This window comes from Micromonospora sp. CNZ322, assembly GCF_007827755.1.
The window spans coordinates 851,654-875,305 of the sequence record NZ_VITD01000001.1 but is presented as its reverse complement, the minus strand read 5'-3'; the positions used below and the strand labels follow the sequence as shown (position 1 = coordinate 875,305).

General features: G+C 72.5%; 27 protein-coding genes. 13 read left to right on the top strand and 14 right to left on the bottom strand.

All coding sequences use genetic code 11. The annotated features are described in order from the left end of the window. The first annotated feature begins 112 nt into the window (after positions 1-112). A complete protein-coding gene (gene ndhC / locus FB453_RS04085; RefSeq protein WP_091394827.1) occupies positions 113-490 on the top strand; it encodes an NADH-quinone oxidoreductase subunit A in 378 nt (125 codons plus the stop codon). A 67-nt stretch (positions 491-557) separates the two neighbouring features. On the opposite strand, the gene folP is transcribed toward ndhC, so the two are convergent. Beyond that, entirely contained in the window at positions 558-1,427 is an 870-nt protein-coding gene (gene folP, locus FB453_RS04080) for a dihydropteroate synthase (protein WP_091394823.1), read from the bottom strand. A 156-nt stretch (positions 1,428-1,583) separates the two neighbouring features. Between folP and FB453_RS04075 the strand changes: the two genes are divergently transcribed. Beyond that, positions 1,584-2,207, top strand: a complete 624-nt coding sequence (locus tag FB453_RS04075; RefSeq protein ID WP_112604132.1) for a DivIVA domain-containing protein — start codon at positions 1,584-1,586, stop codon at positions 2,205-2,207. Next, entirely contained in the window at positions 2,204-2,701 is a 498-nt protein-coding gene (locus FB453_RS04070; protein ID WP_145787548.1) for an SRPBCC family protein, read from the top strand. The genes FB453_RS04075 and FB453_RS04070 overlap by 4 nt, the downstream gene beginning before the upstream one ends. Here FB453_RS04070 and FB453_RS04065 read toward each other — a convergent pair. Further along, positions 2,646-3,542, bottom strand: a complete 897-nt coding sequence (locus FB453_RS04065) for a sterol desaturase family protein (RefSeq protein ID WP_145787545.1) — start codon at positions 3,540-3,542, stop codon at positions 2,646-2,648. The genes FB453_RS04070 and FB453_RS04065 overlap by 56 nt on opposite strands. Before the next feature lie 135 nt (positions 3,543-3,677). Between FB453_RS04065 and FB453_RS04060 the strand changes: the two genes are divergently transcribed. Together FB453_RS04060 and FB453_RS04055 are read left to right on the top strand one after the other, a co-directional pair. Continuing rightward, positions 3,678-4,259, top strand: coding sequence for a DNA-3-methyladenine glycosylase I (locus tag FB453_RS04060; protein WP_112698660.1), 582 nt, complete (start codon positions 3,678-3,680; stop codon positions 4,257-4,259). A 13-nt stretch (positions 4,260-4,272) separates the two neighbouring features. Continuing rightward, the gene (locus tag FB453_RS04055) at positions 4,273-4,896 is read left to right on the top strand and encodes a hypothetical protein (protein WP_145787543.1); all 624 of its coding nucleotides are present in this window, start codon (positions 4,273-4,275) and stop codon (positions 4,894-4,896) included. On the opposite strand, the gene FB453_RS04050 is transcribed toward FB453_RS04055, so the two are convergent. Genes FB453_RS04050 through FB453_RS04035 form a run of 4 tightly spaced genes read right to left on the bottom strand, consistent with a single transcriptional unit; the run spans position 4,893 to position 9,121 of the window. Beyond that, positions 4,893-6,134, bottom strand: a complete 1,242-nt coding sequence (locus FB453_RS04050; RefSeq protein ID WP_145787541.1) for a DUF1501 domain-containing protein — start codon at positions 6,132-6,134, stop codon at positions 4,893-4,895. The genes FB453_RS04055 and FB453_RS04050 overlap by 4 nt on opposite strands. A gap of 14 nt (positions 6,135-6,148) precedes the next feature. Continuing rightward, complete coding sequence (locus FB453_RS04045; protein WP_145787538.1) at positions 6,149-7,447, bottom strand: DUF1800 domain-containing protein; 1,299 nt, start codon at positions 7,445-7,447, stop codon at positions 6,149-6,151. Positions 7,448-7,506: 59 nt separating this feature from the next. Beyond that, positions 7,507-8,298, bottom strand: coding sequence for an enoyl-CoA hydratase-related protein (locus tag FB453_RS04040; protein WP_145787536.1), 792 nt, complete (start codon positions 8,296-8,298; stop codon positions 7,507-7,509). A 4-nt stretch (positions 8,299-8,302) separates the two neighbouring features. Then, positions 8,303-9,121 carry a PaaX family transcriptional regulator gene (locus FB453_RS04035; RefSeq protein ID WP_091394799.1) on the bottom strand — a complete coding sequence of 273 codons (819 nt, stop codon included), beginning with the start codon at positions 9,119-9,121 and terminating at the stop codon, positions 8,303-8,305. Between the two features lie 190 nt (positions 9,122-9,311). On the opposite strand from FB453_RS04035, the gene FB453_RS04030 reads away from it, so the two are divergent. Both FB453_RS04030 and FB453_RS04025 read left to right on the top strand, forming a co-directional pair. Continuing rightward, positions 9,312-9,479, top strand: coding sequence for a DUF3117 domain-containing protein (locus FB453_RS04030; protein WP_007455245.1), 168 nt, complete (start codon positions 9,312-9,314; stop codon positions 9,477-9,479). 147 nt (positions 9,480-9,626) lie between these two features. Beyond that, entirely contained in the window at positions 9,627-11,102 is a 1,476-nt protein-coding gene (locus FB453_RS04025; RefSeq protein ID WP_145787876.1) for a M17 family metallopeptidase, read from the top strand. A 54-nt stretch (positions 11,103-11,156) separates the two neighbouring features. On the opposite strand, the gene FB453_RS04020 is transcribed toward FB453_RS04025, so the two are convergent. Then, complete coding sequence (locus tag FB453_RS04020; RefSeq protein ID WP_112581855.1) at positions 11,157-11,726, bottom strand: O-methyltransferase; 570 nt, start codon at positions 11,724-11,726, stop codon at positions 11,157-11,159. A 299-nt stretch (positions 11,727-12,025) separates the two neighbouring features. Here FB453_RS04020 and FB453_RS04015 point away from each other — a divergent pair, with 299 nt between their 5' ends. Both FB453_RS04015 and FB453_RS04010 read left to right on the top strand, forming a co-directional pair. Further along, a complete protein-coding gene (locus FB453_RS04015) occupies positions 12,026-13,459 on the top strand; it encodes a S1C family serine protease (RefSeq protein WP_486480159.1) in 1,434 nt (477 codons plus the stop codon). A gap of 97 nt (positions 13,460-13,556) precedes the next feature. Further along, entirely contained in the window at positions 13,557-13,979 is a 423-nt protein-coding gene (locus FB453_RS04010; protein ID WP_091394791.1) for a twin-arginine translocase TatA/TatE family subunit, read from the top strand. Positions 13,980-14,315: 336 nt separating this feature from the next. On the opposite strand, the gene FB453_RS04005 is transcribed toward FB453_RS04010, so the two are convergent. From FB453_RS04005 to FB453_RS03995, 3 genes are all read right to left on the bottom strand, one after another. Further along, positions 14,316-15,464 carry an Mrp/NBP35 family ATP-binding protein gene (locus FB453_RS04005; RefSeq protein WP_145787534.1) on the bottom strand — a complete coding sequence of 383 codons (1,149 nt, stop codon included), beginning with the start codon at positions 15,462-15,464 and terminating at the stop codon, positions 14,316-14,318. 76 nt (positions 15,465-15,540) lie between these two features. After that, the gene (locus FB453_RS04000) at positions 15,541-16,191 is read right to left on the bottom strand and encodes a DUF1003 domain-containing protein (protein WP_145787531.1); all 651 of its coding nucleotides are present in this window, start codon (positions 16,189-16,191) and stop codon (positions 15,541-15,543) included. Next, a complete protein-coding gene (locus FB453_RS03995; RefSeq protein ID WP_091394782.1) occupies positions 16,184-17,470 on the bottom strand; it encodes a magnesium transporter MgtE N-terminal domain-containing protein in 1,287 nt (428 codons plus the stop codon). Before FB453_RS03995 ends, FB453_RS04000 begins: the two co-directional genes overlap by 8 nt. 33 nt (positions 17,471-17,503) lie before the next feature. Here FB453_RS03995 and FB453_RS03990 point away from each other — a divergent pair, with 33 nt between their 5' ends. Both FB453_RS03990 and FB453_RS03985 read left to right on the top strand, forming a co-directional pair. Beyond that, on the top strand, positions 17,504-18,373 hold the full coding sequence (locus tag FB453_RS03990) for a PhzF family phenazine biosynthesis protein (RefSeq protein WP_145787529.1): 870 nt from the start codon (positions 17,504-17,506) through the stop codon (positions 18,371-18,373). A gap of 12 nt (positions 18,374-18,385) precedes the next feature. Next, positions 18,386-18,916, top strand: coding sequence for a hypothetical protein (locus FB453_RS03985; RefSeq protein WP_145787527.1), 531 nt, complete (start codon positions 18,386-18,388; stop codon positions 18,914-18,916). An 8-nt stretch (positions 18,917-18,924) separates the two neighbouring features. Here the strand turns inward: FB453_RS03985 and FB453_RS03980 are convergent, their stop codons facing one another. After that, complete coding sequence (locus tag FB453_RS03980) at positions 18,925-19,641, bottom strand: HAD family hydrolase (protein ID WP_112604106.1); 717 nt, start codon at positions 19,639-19,641, stop codon at positions 18,925-18,927. 106 nt (positions 19,642-19,747) lie between these two features. Between FB453_RS03980 and FB453_RS03975 the strand changes: the two genes are divergently transcribed. After that, a complete protein-coding gene (locus FB453_RS03975) occupies positions 19,748-20,692 on the top strand; it encodes a DMT family transporter (protein WP_145787525.1) in 945 nt (314 codons plus the stop codon). Between the two features lie 40 nt (positions 20,693-20,732). On the opposite strand, the gene FB453_RS03970 is transcribed toward FB453_RS03975, so the two are convergent. Beyond that, positions 20,733-21,026: a DUF1330 domain-containing protein gene (locus tag FB453_RS03970; protein ID WP_145787523.1), complete on the bottom strand. Its 294-nt coding sequence runs from the start codon at positions 21,024-21,026 to the stop codon at positions 20,733-20,735. Beyond that, entirely contained in the window at positions 21,019-21,843 is an 825-nt protein-coding gene (locus tag FB453_RS03965) for an SDR family NAD(P)-dependent oxidoreductase (RefSeq protein WP_112581675.1), read from the bottom strand. The genes FB453_RS03970 and FB453_RS03965 overlap by 8 nt, the downstream gene beginning before the upstream one ends. A 128-nt stretch (positions 21,844-21,971) precedes the next feature. Here FB453_RS03965 and FB453_RS03960 point away from each other — a divergent pair, with 128 nt between their 5' ends. Beyond that, positions 21,972-22,928, top strand: coding sequence for an HpcH/HpaI aldolase/citrate lyase family protein (locus tag FB453_RS03960; protein ID WP_091394764.1), 957 nt, complete (start codon positions 21,972-21,974; stop codon positions 22,926-22,928). 81 nt (positions 22,929-23,009) lie between these two features. Here the strand turns inward: FB453_RS03960 and FB453_RS03955 are convergent, their stop codons facing one another. Further along, positions 23,010-23,561 carry a DUF4190 domain-containing protein gene (locus FB453_RS03955; protein WP_112581674.1) on the bottom strand — a complete coding sequence of 184 codons (552 nt, stop codon included), beginning with the start codon at positions 23,559-23,561 and terminating at the stop codon, positions 23,010-23,012. Positions 23,562-23,652 lie beyond the last annotated feature (91 nt).

Genomic DNA, 23,652 nt, shown 5'->3' with positions numbered 1-23,652 from the left:
GGGTGGGTGTCCAATATTCGGTAACAGTTGCCCCTGTGCACTAGTCCCATCCGGAAACAAATCCGTAACGTGTTTGGGACGGCCGGTCCGGGCGGACGGTAGGCTGCCGACTGTGAACGGATACCTGGGCTCGTACGCGACGCTCGGGCTCCTGCTGCTCGCCAGCGTTCTCTTCTTTGTTACGGCGTTCTCGGCCAATCGGGTGTTACGCCCGGCGCGTCCGGCCGATCCGCCGGGCAAGCGGGCCAGCTACGAGTGCGGGCTCGACCCGGTCGGTGCCGACTGGGCGCAGATGCAGATCCGCTACTACGTGTACGCCTACCTGTACGTGCTGTTCGCGGTCGAGGCGGTGTTCCTCTTCCCCTGGGCGGTGGTCTTCGACCGGCCGGGCTTCGGTCTGGTGACGGTGGTGGAGATGGCGGTGTTCGTGGCCGTGCTCGCGCTCGGCATCCTCTACGCCTGGCGTAGGAACATCCTCCGCTGGACCTGAGCGCTACTGCCTCCGGCGATCGTGTCGGTCCCTCCGACCGTTCGCTGTCGGTTACGGCGACGACCGGTCACGCGAGTCCCCGGCGGGTGGCCGTGGGCGGGCGGTCGCCTCGGATCGAGGCCACCATGTCCAGCACCCGGCGGGTTGGGCCGACCTGGTGGGCCCGGAAGACCCGGGCGCCCAACCAGGCCGAGACGGCCGTCGCGGCGAGCGTCCCCTCCAGCCGTTCGGCCACCGGCAGGCCCAACGTCTCACCGATGAAGTCCTTGTTGGAGAGCGCCACCAGCACCGGCCAGCCGGTCGCGGTCAGCTCGTCCAGTCGGCGGGTGATCTCCAGCGAGTGCCGGGTGTTCTTGCCGAAGTCGTGCGCCGGGTCGATGAGGATGCCGTCGGGGCGTACCCCTGCCGCCACCGCACGCTCGGCGAGCCCGGTCACCGTCGCGACCACGTCGGCGACCACGTCGGTGAAGGCGGCCCGGTGCGGCCTGGTCCGCGGCGTCAGCCCGCCGGCGTGCGAACAGACCAGGCCGGCGCCGGTCCGCGCGGCCACCCGGACCAGCGCCGGGTCGACGCCCGACCAGGTGTCGTTGAGGAGGTCGGCCCCGGCCGCCACGGCCTCCGTCGCCACCTCGGCCCGCCAGGTGTCGATGGAGATCACCACCTCCGGAAACGCGGCTCGGACGGCGGCGATGGTGTCCACCGTGCGCCGGATCTCCTCGGCGACGTCCACGTCCGCGCCGGGGCCGGCCTTGACACCGCCGATGTCGATGATGGCCGCGCCCTCGTCCACCGCCCGCTCCACCGCCCGCAGAGCGCTGTCGGCGGCGTAGGTGGCCCCGCGGTCGAAGAACGAGTCCGGCGTGCGGTTGATGATCGCCATCACCACCAGCTCGCCGGGGGCGAACGTGTGCCCACCCAGCCGAAGCGCCCCGGCCATGCCCGCCTCCTGGAAGTTCACGCCGTCGCCGCCGCGTCGGCCGGTCCCGACGCTAGTCGGTCGCCCGTCCAGGATTCCGGGCGGGCGTCGGCACCGATCGTGATCGAGGCGGGTGGCGGGGTCGCTCCCGGCCGGCTGCCATGCCACGATCAGTACATGGGTCAGCTTCTGCTCCTCCTGGTCGTGGCGTTGACCGTCGCGGCGGTGATATTCGGCGTGACGGTGCTGGTCAGCGGGCGTGATCCCGGCCTGGTGCCGGCCGAGCCGGATTCGCAGGCCGTGGCATTGCCGGGCACCCGCCCGTTGCGCGAATCCGACGTGGGGGCGGTCCGTTTCGACACCGGGTTGCGCGGGTACCGGATGGACCAGGTCGATCAGGCGTTGCGCCGTGCCGCCTACGACATCGGTTACAAGTCCGAGCTGATCGGCGTACTGGAGTCGGAGGTCATCGCCTTGCGTGAGGGGCGCACCGACGATGCGGACGTGCTGCGGCAGGCCCGCGAGCAGTCCGCCAGCAAGGTGACCACCGCGGACGCGGGCGAGCCGGCCGAGCCGGGCAAGGCAGCGGAGCCGGGCAAGGATGCGCCGCTGACCGGCGAGGCGGGCTCCGCCCCGGTCGGCTCGACGACTCCCGGCCCGTTGCCCGCCGCCAGCTCGTCCCCGGCGGATTCCGATGGGGTGGCGCCTGCCGCCGCGCCCACCGACGACGAGCCGGCTGATCGTGAGCAGACCGCCGGCACCGAGCAGCGCGACGCGGTGGTTCGGTCGGAGTCGGCGTGACCGAGCCGGAGGGCGCTGACGATCTTCGCGAGGCGGCCCGACCCGGTGCGGGTGAGGTGACCGCCACGGTGATCGTCGAGGCCCCGGCGGAGCGGGTGTTCGCGGCGCTGCTCGCCTGGGAACGTCAGTCCGACTGGATTCCGTTCACCCGCGTCCGGGTGGTCGAGGGCGACGGGCGCGAGGGCAGCCGGATCGAGGCGGTGACCGCGCTCGGCCGGGCGACGCTGCGCGACGAGATGCGGGTGGTCCGGGTCGACGAGCCGTACGAGATCGGCGTCGTGCACCACGGCCAGCTGCTGCGCGGCCCGGGAGTGCTGCGCTGCACCCAGCTGGACCGGGACCGCACCCAGGTCGTCTGGCACGAGTGGTTCCACCTGCCGGGCGGTCGGGCCGGTCGAGTGGCGTGGCCGGTGCTCTGGCCCGGCTCCAAGCTCGGCCTCACCCAGGCGCTGAAGAGGTTTGCCCGTCTGGTCGAGCAGGGCCGGCTGCCCTGACCGGGGAGCCGGGTGCCGGCTGCCAGCCCGGTGCGCGGAAGAGATGCCCGACCCGGTGCCGCCAGGTCGCCGCGGCGCGCAGGTCCCGGGCGATCGAGGCGTACTCGTGGAAGGCCACCCGGACCGGGTTGTAGCTGGCGACGTTCTTGGTCAGGCCGTACACGCAACGTTCCCGTTCCGGCGCGAACGACCTGAAGAGCCGGTCCCAGACGATCAGGATGCCGCCGAAGTTGCGGTCCAGGTAGCTGCCCTGCGACGCGTGATGCACCCGGTGGTGCGACGGCGTGTTGAACACCGCCTCGTACCAGCGCGGCATCTTCTCGATCCGCTCGGTGTGGATCCAGAACTGGTAGAGCAGGTTGACCGAGCCGCAGAATGCGACCACGGCCGGGTGGACGCCGGCCACGATCAGCGGGATGTAGAACACCCAACTGGTCAGGCCGGTCCACGGCTGGCGCAGGGCGGTGGAGAGGTTGAACCGCTGCGACGAGTGGTGCACCACGTGCGAGGCCCAGAGGATGCGGATCACGTGGTGGCCGCGGTGCGACCAGTAGTAGCAGAAGTCCTGCGCGAGCAGGATCAGCGGCCAGGTCCACCAGAGCTCGGCGACCCGCAGCGGGGTGAGCGCGTAGAGCAGCGCGTACGCGGCGGCGATCGGCACCTTCCAGAGCAGGTCGGCGAAGATGCTGCCCAGCCCCATCGTCAGGCTGGTCGCGGTGTCGGCGCCGCCGTAGCCGACCTCGTCGTCGTCGCGGTGCAGCAGGTAGGAGACCCGCTCCAGCACGATGAGGAGCACGAAGGCCGGGATCGACCAGGCGATGACGTCCGGGAACTCCTTCACCGCGGCCTCCGCTCGCCGTCACCGGTCGGGGTGCACCATCTGGTGACCTCGACCTACCGGTCGGTAACAAGCACCATAGGCAGCCGGGCGGCCGGTGGCAATGGGGTGTCGGTGCGATGCCCTAGCGTGTACGAGGTGACTGACCTGGTGATCGGCGCAGATGGGCTGGCTCGTTGCGCCTGGGGGTCGAGCACCCCCGACTACGCCATCTACCACGACACGGAGTGGGGGCGGCCGCTGCGCGGCGACGACGCGCTCTACGAGCGGATGACGCTGGAGGCGTTCCAGTCCGGGCTGTCCTGGCTGACCATCCTGCGCAAGCGTCCGGCGTTCCGACTGGCCTTCGACGACTTCCACATCCCGACCGTCGCCCGCTACGACGACTCCGACGTGACCCGGCTGCTCGCCGACGCCGGCATCGTCCGCAACCGGGCCAAGATCGAGGCGGCGATCGCCAACGCCCGCGCCGCACTGGAGCTGCCGGAGGGCCTGTCCGCGCTGCTCTGGTCCTTCGCGCCGGATCCCCGGCCAACTCGTCCCGCCTCGTTCGCCGAGCTGGCGCCGATCACCCCGGAGTCGACGGCGATGGCCAAGGCACTCAAGAAGCGCGGCTTCCGGTTCGTCGGCCCGACCACCGCGTACGCGCTGATGCAGGCCACCGGGATGGTCGACGATCACATCGTCGGCTGTCACGTCACCCTTCCAGCGGCGGCGTGATGAGATGGCAGGCATGACGACCGAGACCGCGCACCGGGCCGGTGCGGCCGGCAACGCCGACGGGGTGGGCGCCTGGGCGGTGCTGCTGCCCGCCGAACGGTACGAGGCCGAGCGGCTCGTGCACCACGACACGCTGGAGCTGACCGGGCTCACCGACGTCACCCGACCAGCGCTGGGCGACCAGGTCGCCGTGCTGGTCGACGCGCCGCCACGGCTGGTGGCCCTCGGCCGGGTCACCGCGCCGGGTCGACGCCACCGCGAAGACCCGGACGACCCGCAGTCCCCGGTCGAGCCGGGCACGCTCGTCGTCGCGTACACCCGTCGGGCCTTCGACGAGCCGGTGCCGGCCGACCTGCTGACGCTCGACGGGCCGGTCACCGCTGTGGAGCCGGCGGCCTTCCGGGCGCTGGCCGACCAGCTCGGCCCGCCCCCGGCGCGGCGCACCTGGCTGGTCAGCCTCGACCTGCCGATCGAGGCCGGCACGCCGGCCGAGGCGGTTCGGCTGTTCTGGTCCTACGTGCAGGAGCTGGGCCCGCGTGAGCTGCCCGCCTTCGTCTCGCCGGCCGGCGACGAGCTGGCCATGCAGGCGTTCGTGCTGGGCGAGCAGGCCAACCAGGACCCGGAAGAGGACGACTAGAAAAGCTTGTCCACTCGTCCCCGCCAGTCGGCGAGGACCGGGCCCGGGTCGGTGTCCAGCACCCGCTCCAGCAGCGTGGCGTAGACGTCCCGGAAGTCGGTGGTGTATTTCAGGTCGCCGTCGTCGAGGTCAGTGAGGCTCGGTGGTGCGCCGTGCCAGCCGCCCCGGACGCCCGCGCCGAGCAGCAGCACGTCCGAGGCCGTGCCGTGGTCGGTGCCGTCCGAGGCGTTGGCCCGTACCCGACGGCCGAACTCGGAGTAGACCGCCACCACCACCTTCCGGCCCGCCTCGGTGCGACTCATCCGGTCGGCGAACCCGGTCAACGCCCGGTCCAGCTGACCCAGCAGCACGGCCTGCAACTGCTTCTCGTCGGCGTGCGTGTCGAAGCCGCCCAGCGAGACCGAGAAGACCCGGGTGGACACTCCCGCCTCGACGCACTGCGCGACCAGGTCGAGCTGCGCGTCCAGCGGGGTGCGGGCCCCACCGGTGGCCGTCGCGGGGGCCTGCTCGCCGTCCGGGTCCGCCGTGTCCGGGTCGGCGGAGTCGCGCACCTGGCGGATCATCTCGTCCACCGACCGCAGGTCGGCGAAGCAGGCGGCGGCCCGGCCCCGGGCCGCCGACTCGCCCGCCTCGGCGGCGGCGAACGCGGTCAGTGTCGCCGCGGGCAGCCCCTTTGCGGCCTTCCGGTCGGTCACCGGCACCGCCGCACCGGCGCTCTCCGCCCCGGCCAGCAGCGGCGGCAGCGCCGGCTCGAAGGAGACCGCCAGCCGAGGGTCGCCACCGGCGCGGTCCAGCCACCGCCCGAGCCAGCCGGTGTTGCCGGGCCGGTCCGGTTGCGCGGTGTGCCAGATGTCCATCGAACGGAAGTGGCTGCGGTCCGGCTTCGGGTAGCCGACTCCGCGCACGATCGCCAACCCACCGCCGGACCAGCGCTGGTGCAGGCCGGCCAGCGCCGGGTTGAGGCCGAAGTCGTCGTCCAACCGCCGCACCTCCCCGTCCGGGTAGGCCAGCTCCGGGCGAGCCGCCCGGTAGGCCGGGTCGCCGTACGGAATGACCGTGTTGAGACCGTCATTGCCGCCGTAGAGGGTCACCAGCACCAGCGTGCGGGACTGTGGGTCCCGGTCCCCGCCGGTGTCCAGCAGGTCCCTCAGGCTGTACGCGCCGGCCCCGGCGGCCAACGCGCCCGCGCCGACCACCCCGCTGGTCAGTAGGAACCTGCGTCGGGTCAGGGTGTCCATGTCGACTCCTCCGCTCAGCTGACTGTGTATTCGGGGCTGACCAGGCCGGCGGCCAGCAGCTTGCGGGGCTCACCAGCCAGCGGGGTGAGAGCGGCGCGGGTGCGCGCGCCCCAGGCGTCGACCACCAGCAGTCGGGCCAGCGCGTCCGGTCGGCCGGCGGTGGGCGCGGCGGTCAGCCGGGCCAGCACCGCTGGTGCCGTGGCGGCGGCGAGCACCCCGGCCGTCCGCAGCCGGGCCTGCAACGACGAGGTGGTCAGCCAGGCGGACCCGGCCGGCCAACCGCCCACGCTCGGTGGGCGCAACGGCACCTGGTCGAGCGCGTTCAGACCGGCCAGCAGTTGTCTACGTTGCTGCTCGGGCAACGCGGACGGTCGGATGCCGAGCTGCCGCAGCGCACCGACCAACCACTCCACCGGCTGTTTCACCAGCGTGCCCCGGGTCTGCGCGAAGGCCGGTGCGGAGAAGAGCGCGCGCACTGTCGCGATGGTGTCCGCGCCGGCCAGGCCATCCGGCGCCGGGGTTGCGGTGCCGGCGTAACGGAGCCAGAGCCGACCGGCCACGAAGGTCGCCGCCGCCGGTTGGGCCGCCAGCAGGCCGGCGTACGCCTCGGCGTCGAACCGGCCGCTCTGCCCGAGGATGCTCTTCTCGCCAGGGTCGTGCCGCTTGGTTTCGAAGCGGACCGCGCCGGTACGCCGGTCGACCACCCAGCCGGTCAGGGCCCGCGCGCCGGCCTTCACGTCGGCCTCGCTGTAGGCGCCGATGCCGAGGGTGAACAGTTCCATCAGCTCGCGGGCCAGATTCTCGTTCGGCGCCTTGCGGGTGTTCTTCTGCCCGTCCAGCCAGACGATCAGGGCGGGGTCGCGCACCATCGCGGCGACCAGCGGGCCCAACGGCCCACGACCGTGCCGGCGCAGCGTCTCCAACTGGCCCACCATCAGTCGCGCCGACTTGACCTTCTGCGCGCTGGTGGCCCAGTGCCCGTGCCAGAAGAAGAGCAGCTTCTCGGTCAGCCCGTCCTCGGCCGCCACCATCCGGTCCAGCCACCACTCGGTGACCTGCTGGAGTTGCTTGCGGCGCTCCGCGTTGGCCTGCTGCCGTTGCTCGCGGGTGGAGTCCTTGGTCAGCCCGGCGTACGGGTCCGGGGGCAGCGTCGGAACCGGCGTGGCCGCCGCACCCCGGTCCGTCGCGGGCGGGGTGAGCAGCCGGTCCAGTGTCGCCGCCGGCCCGGCCCGCTCGGCCGCGTCCACCTCGTCGGCGGTCGGCCCGAAGGTGGCCCGGCGCAGCAGGTGCGCCACAGATTCACGATCGCTCATACCGGCCGACGCTAGGCGTCCCGTGTTCGAGGACGGTAAGGGCGGCGTCCGGATCGCGTTCAGCGTCCCTCGAAGACCGGTTTCTGCTTGCCGACGAAGGCGAGGGTGGCCGCCCGGTGGTCGGCGGTGGCACCGCAGATCGACTGGGCCTGCGCCTCGGCGGCGAGGGCGTCGGCGAGGGTACCGGCATCGGCGATGGAGAGCTGTCGCTTGATCGCCCCGTACGCGACGGTCGGGCCGGCGGCGAGGCGGGCGGCCAACTCCTGGGCGACGGGCAACACCTGCTCGTCGTCGTCCGTCAGCCGGTTGAGCAGCCCCAGCCGGCAGGCCTCCTCGGCGCGGACCGGCTCGGCCAGCAGCAGCAGCTCCACCGCCTTGGCGTGGCCGACGAGCCGGGGCAGCGTCCAGGAGGCGCCGGTGTCGGCGGCGAGACCGACCTTGGCGAAGGCCATCAGGAAACTGGTGGTCGGACCGCCGATGCGGATGTCGGCCAGGAACGCCAGCGACGCGCCCGCCCCGGCGGCCATCCCGCGGACCGCGGCGATCACCGGCTTGGGCAGGTTGGCGAGCCGGGCGGCGATCGGGTTGTAGTGCGCCCGCACGGTGCCCAGCGGGTCACTGGCGGCGTTTTCCAGGGTGGCCACGTGCTCGCGCAGGTCCTGACCGGCGCTGAACGACCCGCCGGCCCCGGCAAGGACAACCGCGCGGCAGGACCGGTCGGTCTCCAACTCCGCGAGGGCGTCCCGCAGCGCCTCCTTGAGCGCCACGTCGAGCGCGTTCATCGCGTTCGGCCGGTTCAGCGTGAGGGTGACGACGGCATCGGTCCGGTCGACCAGCAGCGGCTCGGTCACGTGTCTAACGACCCTTCTGTCGGACGATGCGGTTGCCGGCGTCGAGGCACTGTTCGACGTACCGGTCGGCGGCCGGACGCAGGCGGGCTGCGTGCCGGTCGAAGAAACTGGCCGCGGCGGTGCCGGGCCACCGCTCGGGCAGCAGCGCCGGGGGCAGCTGCGGATCCTGGAAGAGGAACGTACGCCACGCGTGCACGAGGCGGAACCGCGTCGCGTACGCCTCCTCGTCGCTGCTGCGCACTGTGACCGCGGCGAGCAGTGGGCGCTGGTCCGCGACGAACCGCTCGTAGGCGCGGCCGATCTCGGCCAGGTTCCAGGCGCGTCGGACCACGCCCATCGCGCCGGGGGTGCCGGAGAAGTGCGAGGCGGTGAACCGCTCGAACCGGATGCCGGTCTCGGCGAGGAGCAGGTCGACATCCTCGGCGGGACGGGTGGCGACCCAGGTCTGCTCGTCGAGCGTCCCGTAGCCGAGGAAGCTCAGGTTGGCGGCGAGCCGCTGGCGGTCCCGCCGGGAGCCCGGAGCCTCCAACACCAGCAGATCGAACCGGCCGTCCCAGGTGACCCGGCCGGTCCGGTAGATCCGGGCCGCTGCCTCGTCGAGTCGGCGGGCAGCTTTCGGTGTGATCGAATATCCCGGTCCGGAGACCAACCGGAGGGGCTCGAGCCAGCCTTGACGCACCATCCGGGAGACGGCGGTGCGAACTGCTGGCGGTGCGATTCCCAGCGGCGCCAGTAGCTTGACCAGGGCAGCAACCGGTGCCCGGCCACCCCTCGGACGGAGGTGGTCGCCGTACAGGTCGAAGAGTGCCGACCGTGCCTGCATGACCGCACATTGTGACAGGCCTTCTCAAGATAAGCTAGATGCTGTTACATCAATGCTGCTCCGGTTTGGGTCCGGCGGTGTTCATCAGGGAAAATCGTTGGTCGACACCCCCGTGACCGTTGCGGGTGGTCGTGACGAAGTGGCTGTGGGGCAACCCACCGACCCTGGTGTAGGTCTGAGGGGAGACAACATGGCGGCGATGAAGCCGCGGACGGGCGACGGTCCGCTGGAAGTCACCAAGGAGGGGCGGGGCATCGTCATGCGGGTCCCGCTGGAGGGCGGTGGCCGGCTCGTCGTCGAGATGACTCCCGACGAGGCCAACGCGCTCGGTGACGCACTGAAGGCAGCGGCTGGCTGAGTAAGGAGTGCTCCGGGCGGCTCACGCCGCCCGGAACGTTCTTTGGGCCCTGAGCCACCGGAATCGCCGGTGGCTCAGGGTCTTCAACGCTGCGGTCAGGTGGGTTCGCCGCCGGTCCGCGACACTTTCCTGGAGGTACGGTTCCGCGTGCTCGCCATCCGTCTGATTGCCGAGCCCGACCGGCTCGACGTCCTCGTCCTGCCCGTCCGCTCCGCCGATTCGACGGCGGAAGGCGACACCTCGGCCGAGCCCGTACCGACCGCCGTGGCGGGCCCGGACGGCACGGACGACGAGGCGGCCGCGCTGGCGTCAGCGGCCCGGCTGACGGGCCGAGCCGGCGAGATCCACACCCAGCTGCGCCCCGGGCGTACCCCCGGCCGGCTGCTGCTGCTCGGCATCGGTGACGGCGGCGAGGCGGCTTGGCGGACGGCCGGCGCGGCCCTGGCCCGCTCAGCTTCAGCTGAGACGCATATCACCATCGCGCTGCCGGCCGGGGTGACTCCGGCCGCGGTTCGCGGGTTGACCGAGGGGCTGCTGCTCGCCCCGTACCGGTTCCGACTCACCGAGGCCGGCGACCGACCGGCGCTCACCGACGTCGACCTGCTGCTCGACGACCCGACCGGGTACGAGGACACCGTCGCCACGGCCCGGACCACGGCCGCGATGACCCATCTCGCCCGGGACCTGACCAACACCCCCTCGTCGGTGAAGACCCCGCAGTGGTTCGCCGACCAGGTGGCCTCCGCCGCAGCCGACCTTCCGGACCTGCGGCTGCGGGTGCGTGGCCCGGCCGAGCTGACCACCGAGGGCTTCGGCGGGATCCTCGCCGTGGGCGGTGGCTCCGCCAGCGGACCCCGGCTGGTCGAACTGGACTGGCACCCCGCCAACGCGCGCACCCACGTGGTGCTGATCGGCAAGGGCATCACCTTCGACACCGGCGGCATCTCGATCAAGCCGGTGGCGTCGATGAAGCTGATGCGCAAGGACATGGCGGGCGCGGCCGCGGTCGTCGCCGCCACCCTGGGCGCTGCCGCGCTGCGACTGCCGGTCCGGATCACCACGTTGACCCCGCTGGCCGAGAACATGGTCAGCGGCTCGGCGTTCCGCCCCGGCGACGTCATCCGGCACTACGGCGGTACGACCAGCGAGACGACCAACTCCGACGCCGAGGGTCGGCTGGTCCTCGCCGACGCGCTGGCGTACGCGGTGCAGCAGCTCAAACCGGACCTGCTGCTCGACCTGGCCACGCTCACCGGCGCGAACTCGGTGGCGTTGGGCAAGCGCACCGCCGCCCTGTACAGCGAGAACGACGAGCTGGCCGCCAGCGTGCTGGCGGCGACCGAGGCAGCCGGCGAGTCGGCGTGGCGAATGCCGCTGCACACCGACTACGTCGAGTACCTCGGCAGCGAGATCGCCGACCTCTTCAGCGCACCGACGCAGGGTGCCGGCTCGGTGATGGCCGCGCTCTACCTGCGCGAGTTCACCGGCGACCTACGGGACCGCTGGCTGCATCTGGACATGTCCGCCCCGTCCTGGGCCGACGGCGACCAGGCCGAGGTCAGCCGTGGCGCCACCGGCTGGGGCGTCCGGTCGTTGCTGCGCTGGCTGGCCGACGTCAACTAGGGCGTGGGTCAGAGCCTCGGCGCGACCGTGGCTCTGACCTGTCCTGGGCTCGCATCAGCACTTCACCGCGGCGAGCAGCCCGTGCCCGACCGGAAGCAGCGCGGGAATCCAGTGCTCCGACTCCCGGACCGCCTTGATCGTCTCGCGAACCGTCACCGTCTCCGCGTCCCGGGCGGACGGGTCGCCGATCCGGTCGCTGGCCAGCACACCGTTGAGCGCCAGCACGCCCCCCGGGCGCAACAGCCGCAGCGCCGCCTCCACACAGGCGTGGAAGCCGGTCGCCTCCGCGTCCACGAAGACCAGGTCGTACGCACCGTCGGCGAGCCGGGGCAGCACGTCGAGCGCCCGACCGGTGATGATCCGGGTACGCCCGGCCGCGAAACCCGCCTCGGCGAAGATCCGCCGGGCGATCCGCTGGTGCTCCACCTCCACGTCGATGGTGGTGAGCACGCCGTCGACGCGCATGCCGCGCAGCAGCCAGACGCCGCTCACTCCGGTGCCGGTGCCGATCTCCACCACCGCACGGGCGTTGCCGGCGGCGGCCAGCAGCCGCAGCGCCGCCCCCGCGCCGGGGGTGACCGCGTCGAGGCCCACCTCCCGGGCCAGGCTGCGGGCGGTACGCAGAACGAGATCCTCGGTGACGTACGACTCGGCGAAGTGCTGGGCCTGTGTCGTCGAACTGCCGGAACCGGCGACCGTGGCGATGGGGCACCTCCGGGGGCGGTGCGTGGTGCGGGGGCGGGTTGGCACTGTGAGCGTAGAGGCGACCGTCGTGGGGCGCAGCCGCGCCTCCGCCGGAAGCGATCACCGGGGCAACCGCTGACTGCACCGCGTCCATCCGTGCAATCCTGGAGGCGGTATCCCGTCAGCCGCGACCAGACCGGCCCGTGGCCGGGCGACGCGGCACGGGATCCGGGGACGGACTGGGAGGCACCGACGTGACCGACGGCTGGGACTGGCGCCGGGGCGGTGAGACTCCGGCTCCGGCGCGACCGCCCGGGGCAGGAGCCCCGTCGGTGGGGCCGCCGACCATGCCGGGGGCTGACCGCACGCCCCTCGCCTCGCCAGGCAGCGGAACAACACCGGGCTGGCCGGCGTCTCCCGTCGGGCCGGCGTCCTACGGCGCGCCGGCTGCGGGCGGGCCCAACTCGGCCGACGCGTCGGCCTGGTGGTCGGACGCGCTCGCCGACCCCTGGCGCGACCCGGCGGCCCCGACCGCTGTGGTGGTCCCCGGGGTGGTGACCCCCGGCGCCGAGCCCGAGCCGGTCACCGACCCAGACGCGCCGGGCCGGCCGACACTGCGCCACCTGTTGCTCATTCCCGTGATCACCGCGCTGCTGGCCGGCACCCTCGGCGGTGCGTTGGGCTACGCGTTCGCGGTGCGCGGCGGCGCTGGTGCGGCGGTCCTCGGCGGTGCGCCCGCGGAGGTGCCGGCGCTGGCGCAGCGCAAACCGGAGTCGCTGGCCGGGGTCGCCGAACGGGTCCTGCCCAGCGTGGTCACCGTCCGGGTGAGCAGCCTCGGCGGGACCAGTGAGGGCTCCGGTTTCGTCGCCACCGCCGACGGCCATGTGATCACCAATGACCATGTGGTGGCCGGCGGCACCGGAAAGGCCTCGGTGGTCTTCAACGACGGCAGCACCGCGCCGGCGACCATCGTCGGTCAGGACGCGGAGTCGGACATCGCGGTGATCAAGGTGAGTCGTCCCGGGTTGCGGCCGGTGGAGTTCGGCGACTCCGACGCGCTGGCGGTCGGCGACCCCGTGCTCGCCATCGGCTCGCCGTTGTCGCTGGCCAACACGGTCACCGCCGGCATCGTGAGTGCGCTGGACCGGACGATGCAGGCCGGCGAGCCGGGCGGGCCGGTGCGTTACTACGCCGCCATCCAGACCGACGCAGCTGTCAACCACGGCAACTCGGGCGGCCCACTTGTCGACGGCGCCGGCCGGGTGGTCGGCGTGAACTCCACCATCAAGTCACTTGTCGCCGAGGGGCAGGAGGCGGGCAACATCGGGCTCGCCTTCGCCATCCCGATCAACCAGGCCAAGCGGGTGACCCAGGACATCATCGGCACCGGCAAGGCCCGGCGTACGGTGATCGGCGCCCGGGCGGACGGCCCGACCGGGGTCGTCGGGGGTGGCCTGCGGCTGGCCGAGGTGGAGCCGTCCGGCCCCGCGGACGGCGCCGGACTGAAGGCGGGCGACGTGATCCTCAAGATCAACGGGCGGCCGATGACCGAGCCGACGGATCTGACCGCGTTGGTCCGCAAGTACGCGCCGGGCTCGGTCGTGACCGTCGAGTATCGGCGGGGCTCCGCCCGGCAGAACACCTCGGTAACTCTCGCCGCGGACGCGAAGTGACTCACCGCGGAAGCGAAGTGAACAGCGGCGCACCCCTTGCCCGAAAGCCGTCCGCCGTGCGTAGTCTTGCTGCTGACGCCGAGAGGAGGCCCGCGGGATGCTCGACAACCTGAACTGGTGGGAGATCGGTGCGCTGCTGCTCCTGGCGCTGCTGATCTTCGGCGACCGGCTCCCCGCTGTGATCACCGACGGCCTGCGGTTGGTGCGCAACCTGCGCAACATGGCCCGCAACGCCACCGGCGACCTGAGCCGTGAGCTAGGCACCGACATCCAGCTGGAAGACCTGCACCCGAAGGCGTTCATCCGCAAGCACCTCCTCAGCGAGGAGGACGAGGCGGCGATCCGCAAGCCGTTGCAGGGCGTTTACGACAACCTGCGCGCGGACGTCAGCGGCGTGCATAACGACCTGAAGGACGTGGCCAACGCCGCCGACCTGCGGTCGAACGAGGCCCGGTCCGGCACGGCCACCAGCAGCCCCTCGGCTCCGGCCCCCCGCGCCAGCTACGACGACGCCACCTGACCGACCCGTACCCCGACCGGCTGGTGCCCGCGACCGGCTAGTCCGCCCTGCCCGGACTCGGCCGGATCGTGCCCGCCTGGGCCCGGCGCCGGCTTGATCGACTCGGGTTCCCGGAAGTCGCGGTATCCCACGCCGTTTGAGCGGCCGACTTCCTGAAACCCGAGTTGACCATGCCGGCCACGCCGGCCGGTACCGGCCCTGCCGGCCGCCTGCCCGTGCCGACTGCCTGCCCGTGCCGGTCGCCAGCCACGTCGCGGCGGCCTGGCTGGACCACCTACCGACGCGACTCAGCCCGCCGGCCAACAGTGGCCGACGGGCTGACGGTGTACCGGGTGGTCAGCGCCCAGCGGGCTTGAGACCGAGTGGCTTGCCGAGCAGTGACTCGCGGCGCAGGGCGAGCCGGTCGGCGATCGTGCCGAGCGCCTGGGCGGCCGGGGACTCCGGTTCGGCCAGCACGATCGGGTTGCCGGCGTCGCCGGCTTCGCGGACCCGGGTGTCCAGTGGGATCTGACCGAGCAGCGGCACCTGGGCGCCGATGGTCCGGCTCAGCGACTCCGCCACCGCCTCACCACCGCCAGCGCCGAAGATCTCCATCCGGGAGCCGTCCGGCAGCTCCAGCCAGGACATGTTCTCGATGACGCCGACCACCCGCTGGTGGGTCTGCAGGGCGATCGCCCCGGCCCGCTCCGCCACCTCGGCGGCGGCGGTCTGCGGGGTGGTGACGATCAGGATCTCCGAGTTGGGCAGCAACTGGGCCAGCGAGATGGCCACGTCACCCGTGCCCGGCGGCAGGTCGAGCAGGAGCACGTCCAGGTCGCCCCAGTAGACGTCGGCCAGGAACTGCTGCAGTGCCCGGTGCAGCATCGGGCCGCGCCACACGACGGCGGCGTTGCCGGACGTGAACATGCCAATGGAGATCACCTTCACGCCGTGCGACTGCGGCGGCATGATCATGTCTTCGACCCGGGTGGGCCGGGCCTCCGTGCCGAGCATCCGGGGCACCGAGTGGCCGTAGATGTCCGCGTCGACCACGCCGACGGAGAGCCCACGGGCGGCGAGCGCCGCCGCCAGGTTGACCGTGACACTGGACTTGCCGACGCCACCCTTGCCGCTGGCCACCGCGTACACACGGGTGCGGGAGCCGGGCTGGGCGAACGGGATGACGGGCTCCTCGGTGGCGCCGCCGCCACGCAGCTGCGACTGCAACGACTGCCGCTGCTCGGGGGTCATCACCCCAAAGTCGATCTCCACGCCGGTGACGCCGGGCACAGCGGCGACGGCGGCGGTGATGTCCGTACGCAGCTTGTCCTTGAGCGGGCAGCCGGCGACGGTGAGCAGCAGCTCGACGCGGACGACACCGCTGGCACCGATCGTGGCGGAGCGGACCATGCCCAGCTCGGTGATGGGCCGGCGGATCTCCGGGTCGTTGACGGTGGCCAGGGCGGCCTGGATCGCGTCCTCGACGGTGCTCACGGGTGCTGACATGCCCGCAATGCTACGTCGCGGGGCATCCGTTGCCGCCGCTGCCCGGGGCGGTGTGAGCCAATCGATGACCCGTCGGTCAGCTCTCTGACCGGCGCGGGCCGGTGCCGTCCGGCCGGGCGTCCCGGGTGAAGTCGCCGTCCAGGTCGTCGCGGGGTTCTTCCAGTCCGACGCCGTCGGTCGGCCGCTGGCCACGTCGCTCCTGCCGGCTGTCCTTCTCCTGCTGGCGGCGCTCCAGCCTTTGCCGGCGCTGCCCCATCTCGTCCAGCTCCTCGGCCAGCCGGGTCAGCTCGGAGCGGAGGAAGTCGCGGGTCGCCACCTCACCCAGCGCGATCCGCAGGGCCGCGATCTCCCGGGCCAGGTACTCGGTGTCCGCCTTCTGCGCGGTGGCTCGCCGCCGGTCCTCCTCCAGGGCCACCCGGTCCCGGTCGGCCTGCCGGTTCTGGGCCAGCAGGATCAGCGGCGCCGCGTAGCTGGCCTGCAACGACAGCACCAGGGTCAGGAACGTGAAGGTGTACGGGTCGAAGCGCAGATCCGCCGGGGCCAGGGTGTTCCAGACGAACCAGATCGTGATCACCACCGTCATGACGACGATGAAGTTCGCGGTGCCCATGCCGCGGGCGATGCCCTCCGACCACCGGCCGAACGCCTCCGCGTCGAACCGGGGCAGCTTGATGCCCCGGGGCTCGCGCGGCTGGTCGAGCCGTTCGTTCCGCCGCTGCTCAGCCATCCGCGCCGTCCAGCGCCGCGTCGGTGGTGCCCGGGGCGGCCAGGGCGTCGCGGTCCCGCCAGTCCCGGGGTAGCGAGTGGTCCAGCACGTCGTCCACTGTCACGGCGCCGACCAGCCGGTTGCTCCGGTCGATCACCGGCATGGCGACCAGGTCGTAGGTGGCCATCCGACGGGTGATCTCCGGCAACGGGGTGGTGGGGCGCAGCGGGTCGATGTCGTTGACCACCACCTTGCCCAGCAGGTCGGCCGGCGGTTCACGCAGGAGCGCCTGGAAGTGCACCATGCCCAGGTAGCGGCCGGTCGGCGTGTTCTGCGGTGCGCGGGTCACGAAGACCTGCGCGGCGACGGCGGGGGAGAGCTGCGGCTCCCGGATCCGGGCCAGCGCCTCGGCGACTGTGGCGTCCGGCGGCAGGATGACCGGCTCCGAGGTCATCACACTGCCCGCCGTGCCGGGGGTGTACTTCAGCAGTTGGCGTACCGGGTCGGCCTCGTCCGGCTCCATCAGGTCCAGCAGCACGTCCTGCTCGGGTGGGGGCAGTTCGTTGAGCAGGTCCGCGGCGTCGTCCGGGTCCATCTCCTCCAGGACGTCGGCGGCCCGCTCCCGGTCGAGGGCGGCGAGGATCTCCACCTGGTCGTGCTCGGGCAACTCGCTGAGCACGTCGGCCAGCCGCTCGTCGTCCAGCGCGGCCGCGACCTCGTTGCGCCGGGCGTCGGGCAGATCCTGCAACGCGTTGGCCAGGTCGGCGGGGCGCATGTCCTCCAGGACGGCGAGCAGGTTCGCCGTACCCCGGTTGTCGGCGATGCCGCTGAGCCCGCGCACCCGGTCCCACTCGACCTGGTGCAGGTGGCCGCGGCGGCTGAGCCGACCGGTCTGCTCGCGTACGGCGACGCGGGTCAGCGACCACTCGCCACCCCGGGAGCACTCCATCGCGACGTCCACGACCGCGCCGGGCTGGCCGCCCGGGTCGAGTTGCACCCGCCGGTCGAGTAGTTCCTGGAGCACCAGCAGCTCGTTCGGGCGCTTCTCGAACCGGCGCAGGTTGAGGGTGCCGGAGCCGAGCACGACGGCGTCCGCGTCGATGGAGGTGATCCGGTTGATGGACAGAAAGATCCGACGACGCATCGGCATCTCGGCGACGAGGCCCACCACCTCCGGCGGACGCTTCGTCGCCCGCAGCCGTGCCACGGCGTCACGAACCCGGCCCACCTGATCGCCGTTCGGGTCGAAGACGGCGACTCCGGCGAGACGGGCGATGTAGACCCGGGTCGGCGTACTCACGGGCACCAGCCTAAGCGCCTAGTGTTTATCAACATGTCGACCTTGGCCTACGAGATCGTGGACGTCTTCACCGATCGCCCCTTCGCCGGCAATCCGCTGGCGGTGGTGTTCGGCGCGGAGGCGCTGGCCACCGAGCAGATGCAGGCGCTCGCGTTGGAGTTCAACCTGTCCGAGACGGTGTTCGTGCTGCCGCCGACCCAGGTCGGCAGCACCTACCGGGCCAGGATCTTCACTCCGGTGGAGGAGTTGCCGTTCGCCGGGCACCCCAGCGTCGGCGCGGCGGTCACCGCCTGCCGGCGGGGCATGTTCGGTGTGGGGCAGGTCACCCAGGAGTGCCGGGCCGGTGTGCTGCCAATCGAGGTGACCGCGTCCGGGGCGACGCTGACCGGTGGCGCCCCGACCCTCGGCCCGGAGCTGGACCCGGAGCCGTTGCTGGAGATCGCCGGGCTGGTCGCCGACGACCACGTCGGGCCCGCCCCCCGGGTCGCCGGCTGCGGGCTGGAGTTCCCGTACCTGCCGGTGCGTCCGGAGTCGGTGGCCCGCGCCCGGGTGGATCCGGCGGCAGCGCAGCGGTACGGGGTGTCGCACGTCAGCGTCTTCTCCTGGGACGCGACCGCGCAAACCGCGCACGCCCGGGTCTTCGTGCCGGGGATGGGCGTTCCGGAGGACCCGGCGACCGGTTCGGCGGCGCTCGGCCTCGGTGTCTGGCTGGTGGCGAGCGGTCTGCTGCCCGGCGAGGGGCGGTCGGAGTACGCGGTCCGTCAGGGCGTGGAGATGAACCGTCCGTCCGCGTTGGCCTGCACGGTCACCGCGGCGAACGGTGTGGCGATCGGCGCGACGGTCGCCGGCCAGGTGGTGCCGGTGGCCCGCGGCGAGATCGCCGTGCCGCCGTTCGTGGGTTGAGCGGAGGCGCCGATGCGGGAGGATGCGGGTGTGACGGACGAGGACGCCCCCGGGGGCACCCCACTGGTCGACGAGGCGATGAAGAAGGCCGCAGTGGCCTGGGTCAGCGTTGCCGGCGGGCCGGCGCTCGCGCTCTGGTGCGCCCCGCTGGAGGGCGCGCTGCTGGTGGTCAGCGGGCCGGGCGAGCAGGCCGCACCGGGTCTGGCCGACGCGACCGAGGCCCAGGTCACCCTGCGCGGCGACCACGGTGGTCGGATCGTCACCTGGCCGGCCCGGGTGAGCCGGTTGCAGCCGGGCACCGAGGCGTGGGATGTCACCGCGGCGCTGGTGGCGGCGAAGCGCCTCAACGCGCCCGGTCCGACCGCTGACCTGGTGGCCCGATGGGCTGCCGACGGATGCGCGGTGAACCGCCTCGCCCCGGCCGGTACCCCGCTGGCCGGAACGGAGTTGCCGGCCGACGCGCAGGCCGAGCCACCCCGGGCGACTCCGGCGGTCCGGGCCACCCGTAAGCCGTTCCGCCTGCACCGGGTCCGCCGCCGCTGATCGGTTGATCAGGTCCGACCGCCGACGCCCGCCACCGCGGCGTCGGCGTCGACGAGGGCGAGCACCTCGCCCAGGGTGCCGAGCGTGGGGCCGCGCCAGTCCCGGTCGGCGTTGAACACCATGTGCGTGGCCAGATCCGGTGCGGCGAGCCGGACGGCGGTCATCCCGGCCCGCTCGGCGCCGGTCAGCTCCTGGCTGCCGCCGTCACCGACGTAGAGGCAGTCGCCCGGCGCGAGCCCGAGCCGCTGGCAGGCCGTCAGGTAGAGCGTCGGATCCGGTTTGCACCGCCCGACCTGCACCGAGAAGACCCGTACGTCGAGCAGGGGGGCGATCGCGAGCTGCGGCAGGAAGGCCGGCAGTTCGTGCGTACAGTCGCTGATCACGCCGGTGCGCAGGCCGCGCTGGCGCAGAGCCGCCAGCACCGGCACCGCGTCGGCCCGCAGCCAGGTGTCGGCGCGGACCGCCCGGTGCCGGGACGCCACCGCTGCCCGTACCGCGTGGTCGCTGGGCTGTACGCCGGCCTGGGCGCACACCCAGCGCAGGGTCGCCTCCGCGTCGCCGAGCCGGCCGCTGGCCCGCTCGTAGTAGGTGCGGTTCAGCACCTCGGTCAAGATCTCGGTGGGACATCCGAGCAGCTCGGCGGTGCCGACGTGCGCGACACCGCGTTGTACCGAACGGGTCAGGGTGCCGAAGAAGTCGAACAGCACCGCCTGGTAGCTGGCCATGGGGGAGCGCCTCCGGGCGGTCGAGGGTCGTCGGCGCGAACCCGCGTGATCGTAACGGAGTGATGACCGTCCGTGCTGGCCATCACACGTGTGAGGATTACGTCCCGTGCCCCCACCTTCGCCCCGGCCATCAGTGGATCCGCTGACCACCGGCGCGGTCGGGCTGGCCGTGGTCGCCGTGTCGTCGTCCGCGCCGCTGATCGCGTACGCCGCCGCCCCCGCGCTGGCCATCGCGTTCTGGCGCAACCTGCTCGCGGTGGCCGTGCTGAGCCCCTTCGCGCTGGTCCGACGCCGCGCCGAGTTCCGCAGACTGACAGTTGGCGCGGGGCGGCGGGAGGGCCTGTTCTGCGTTCTGTCCGGGGTCGCCCTGGCCGGGCACTTCGCGACCTGGGTGCCGAGCGCTCAGCTCACCTCGGTCGCCACGTCCACCGCCCTGGTCGCCACCCAGCCGGTCTGGCAGGGGCTGATCGCCCGCGCCCAGGGGCGTCCGCTGCCGCGGGTGGTGTGGATCGGCATCGCGGTGGCGGTCGGCGGCGCGGCGGTCGCCACCGGGGTGGACGTGGGGGTCTCCGGCCGGGCCGTCCTCGGTGACGTGCTGGCGCTGATCGGCGCCATGTTCGCCGCCGTCTACACCGCCTTCGGGGAACGGGCCCGGGTCAGCATCAGCACCACCACCTACACCACCATCTGCTACGGGATCTGCGCGCTGATCCTGCTGGCCCTGTGCCTGGCCGGCGGCGTACGGCTGACCGGCTTCGACGGGCGTACCTGGCTGGCCATCCTGGCCCTGGTGGCGGGTGCCCAACTGCTCGGGCACTCGATGTTCAACTACGCCCTGCGGAAAATCCCGGCAACCACTGTGAGCGTGCTGATCCTGCTGGAGGCGCCCGGCGCGGCAGTGCTCGGTTGGGCCTGGCTGGGTCAGCTACCCCGCCCGTACGCGCTGCTCGGCATGGCGTTGCTGCTGGCCGGCGTGGCGGTGGTGGTGCTCGGCGGCCGGCGGAGCGAACCCAGCGCCCTGCCGGCCGACCCGACTCCGCTGGCCGACTGACGGCGCGACACGAACGGACCGAGGCCCCCCGCCTACCGGGTCAGCCCTCGTGCACCTCGATGACCCGGGTCGTCGGCGCGGCTTCACCGAGGGCGGTACGCAGCGCCGCCCGCTCCGGGTCGGCGAGGAACGATTCGTAGCCGGCCCGCCCGTCGAACTGGATCACGTGCACCTCGGTTTGCCCGTCGGTGCCGCGCAGTCGCCGCTCCAGCCGGCCGCCGTGCCGTTCGAGCAGGTCCAGCACGGCGTCCTCGTAGCGCTGCCCGGCGGCCTCGGCCCCGACGGCGAACTCGACGATCGCGACGAGCGTCAGCACACCGGCCCGGTCAGCCATCGAGACCGACGGCCTTGGCGCTCGCCGCCCACAGCCGGGCGGCGAGCTGCGGATCGGCCGCCTTGCGGAGCGGTCGACGCGGCCGACGGTCGACGTAGTAACCCCCGTTGATCAGCCGGGAGCGCTCCTGGTTGGCCAACCACACCAGGGTCTCGGCGCCCTTCTCCGGGCTGCGGAACGGCATGAACCGCATGCCGAACGCGACCAGCCTGCTGTCGTTGGCGAACCGGGTGCGGACCACCCCGGGGTGGAAGCTGTACGCGGCAACGTCCGGCCAGCGCCGGGCGGCCTCGGCGGTGAACAGGACATTCGCCTGCTTGCTGGTGCCGTACGCGCCCATCGGCCGGTAGTCACGCAGTGGCTTGTTCAGGTCGTCCGGGTCCAGTGCGCCGAAGCGGTGCGCGCCGGAGGCGGTCACCACGACCCGGCCCACCCGGTCGGCGAGCAGGTTGGTCAGCAGGAACGGGGCCAGGTGGTTGGCCTGGATCGACATCTCGAAGCCGTCGACAGTGCTCAGTGGTTGCAACGCGATCGCGCCGGCGTTGTTGGCGAGCACGTCGATCCGGTCGTACGCCGCCCGGAGCTGCTCGGCCAGCCGGCGTACGTCGTCGAGGACCGCGAAGTCAGCCCGGAACAGCTCCGGACGTTCACCGGAGTTCTCCCGTACCCGAACGGCTGCGGCCTGCAGGCGGGCCGGGTCCCGCCCGACCAGCACCACCTGGTCGCCCCGGCAGGCCAGGTGCACGGCGGCGGCCAGCCCGATGCCGGAGCTGGCCCCGGTCACCACCACCAGTCGGCGCCCAGTGAGATCTTCCACAGGTCCATTCACCCCGGTCATGGCGCGAGGTTACCGTGGCGTCACAACGCCCTTTGGGATCGTTAAGGTCCCGGATCTGTCGTCAGGTGGCGTCGGCATGCCCGCCGGACGCTGGAAGGAGCGCATCCATGGCCGCAGTCGGTCGCCCCCGCAGGTCCTGCCTCGCCGTGCCAGGTTCCAGCGTGAAGATGCTCGGCAAAGCCCAGGGCCTCCCGGCCGACCAGGTCTTCCTGGACCTGGAGGACGCCGTCGCCCCGCTGGCCAAGCCGGACGCGCGCAAGAACATCGTGGCCGCCCTCAACGAGGGTGACTGGGCCGGCAAGACCCGGGTGGTCCGGGTCAACGACCTGACCACCCCGTGGACCTACCGGGATGTCATCGAGGTCGTCGAGGGCGCCGGCGCCAACCTCGACTGCATCATGCTGCCGAAGGTGCAGACCGCCGCCCAGGTGCAGTGGCTGGACCTGACGCTCACCCAGATCGAGAAGACCATCGGTCTGGAGGTCGGTCGGATCGGCATCGAGGCGCAGATCGAGAACGCCGCCGGCCTGGTCAACGTGGACGCGATCGCCGCCGCCTCGCCGCGCGTGGAGACCATCATCTTCGGCCCGGCCGACTTCATGGCGTCGATCAACATGAAGTCGATGGTGGTCGGCGGCCTGATCCCGGACTACCCGGGCGACCCGTACCACTACATCCTGATGCGGATCCTGATGGCCGCGCGGATGCACGACAAGCAGGCCATCGACGGCCCGTTCCTGCAGATCCGCGACGTCGACGCGTTCCGCGAGGTGGCCAAGCGCTCGGCCGCGCTGGGCTTCGACGGCAAGTGGGTGCTGCACCCGGGCCAGATCGACGCCGCCAACGAGGTCTACCAGCCGGCGCAGGCCGACTACGACCACGCCGAGCTGATCCTCGACGCGTACGAGCACTACACCTCGGAGGCCGGCGGCCGGCTCGGTGCCGTGATGCTCGGCGACGAGATGATCGACGAAGCGTCCCGCAAGATGGCGCTGGTGGTCGCGGCCAAGGGCCGGGCCGCCGGGATGAGCCGTACCTCGTCGTTCACCCCACCGGCGCAGTGACCGGCCGGGCCGGGACGACCGCCGCCGGCTGTCGGTCCGGCCCGACAACCGCCGGTACGCCGGCCCGCCCCCGCGGGCCGGTCAGTAACTGCTGCTGTTGTCGCTCGTCGCGATCGCGTAGATGATCGCGGCGGCGTAGATGGCGATCACCAGCACCAGGAACCCGGTGAGAATCCAGCCGACGATGATGGCGGCCTTCGCCATCCCCGCCCCGCCCTCGCCGCTGAGCCGGATCTGCTTCTGCGCCACGTGGCCGAGGATCGCGCCGATCGGCGCGGTGATGCAGGACGTGAAACCGATCAGGGCCAGCACGAACGCCGCGATGGCCATCCCGTTGGTCTTCGGGGGCTGCGGGTAGCCGTAGCCGGGGTACTGCGGCGGGTAACCAGGCTGGGCGTATCCGGGTGGGGCGTAGCCAGGCATCGGCTGGGCCGCTGGCTGCTTCGCGCCGGCGTACGGGTCGACCGGGGCGTACGGGTCCGGGGCGTACGGATCGGGGGCGTACGGGTCGACCGGGCCAGGTTGCGCGGGCACCGGCTGACCGGCCACGAGGGTCGGGTCCGGTGCGGGGCTCGACGGCTGGGCCGACCACGTGGGATCGCTCCAGTTGCCGGGCGGCGGGGGATTGGTCATGCGAACTCTCCGTCGGGTTGGGGTGCGGAGACAGGGTAGCCAGCGCCGCCCAAACCCGACGCCCCTGCTTCCGGGTGCCGCGTTGCTCGGG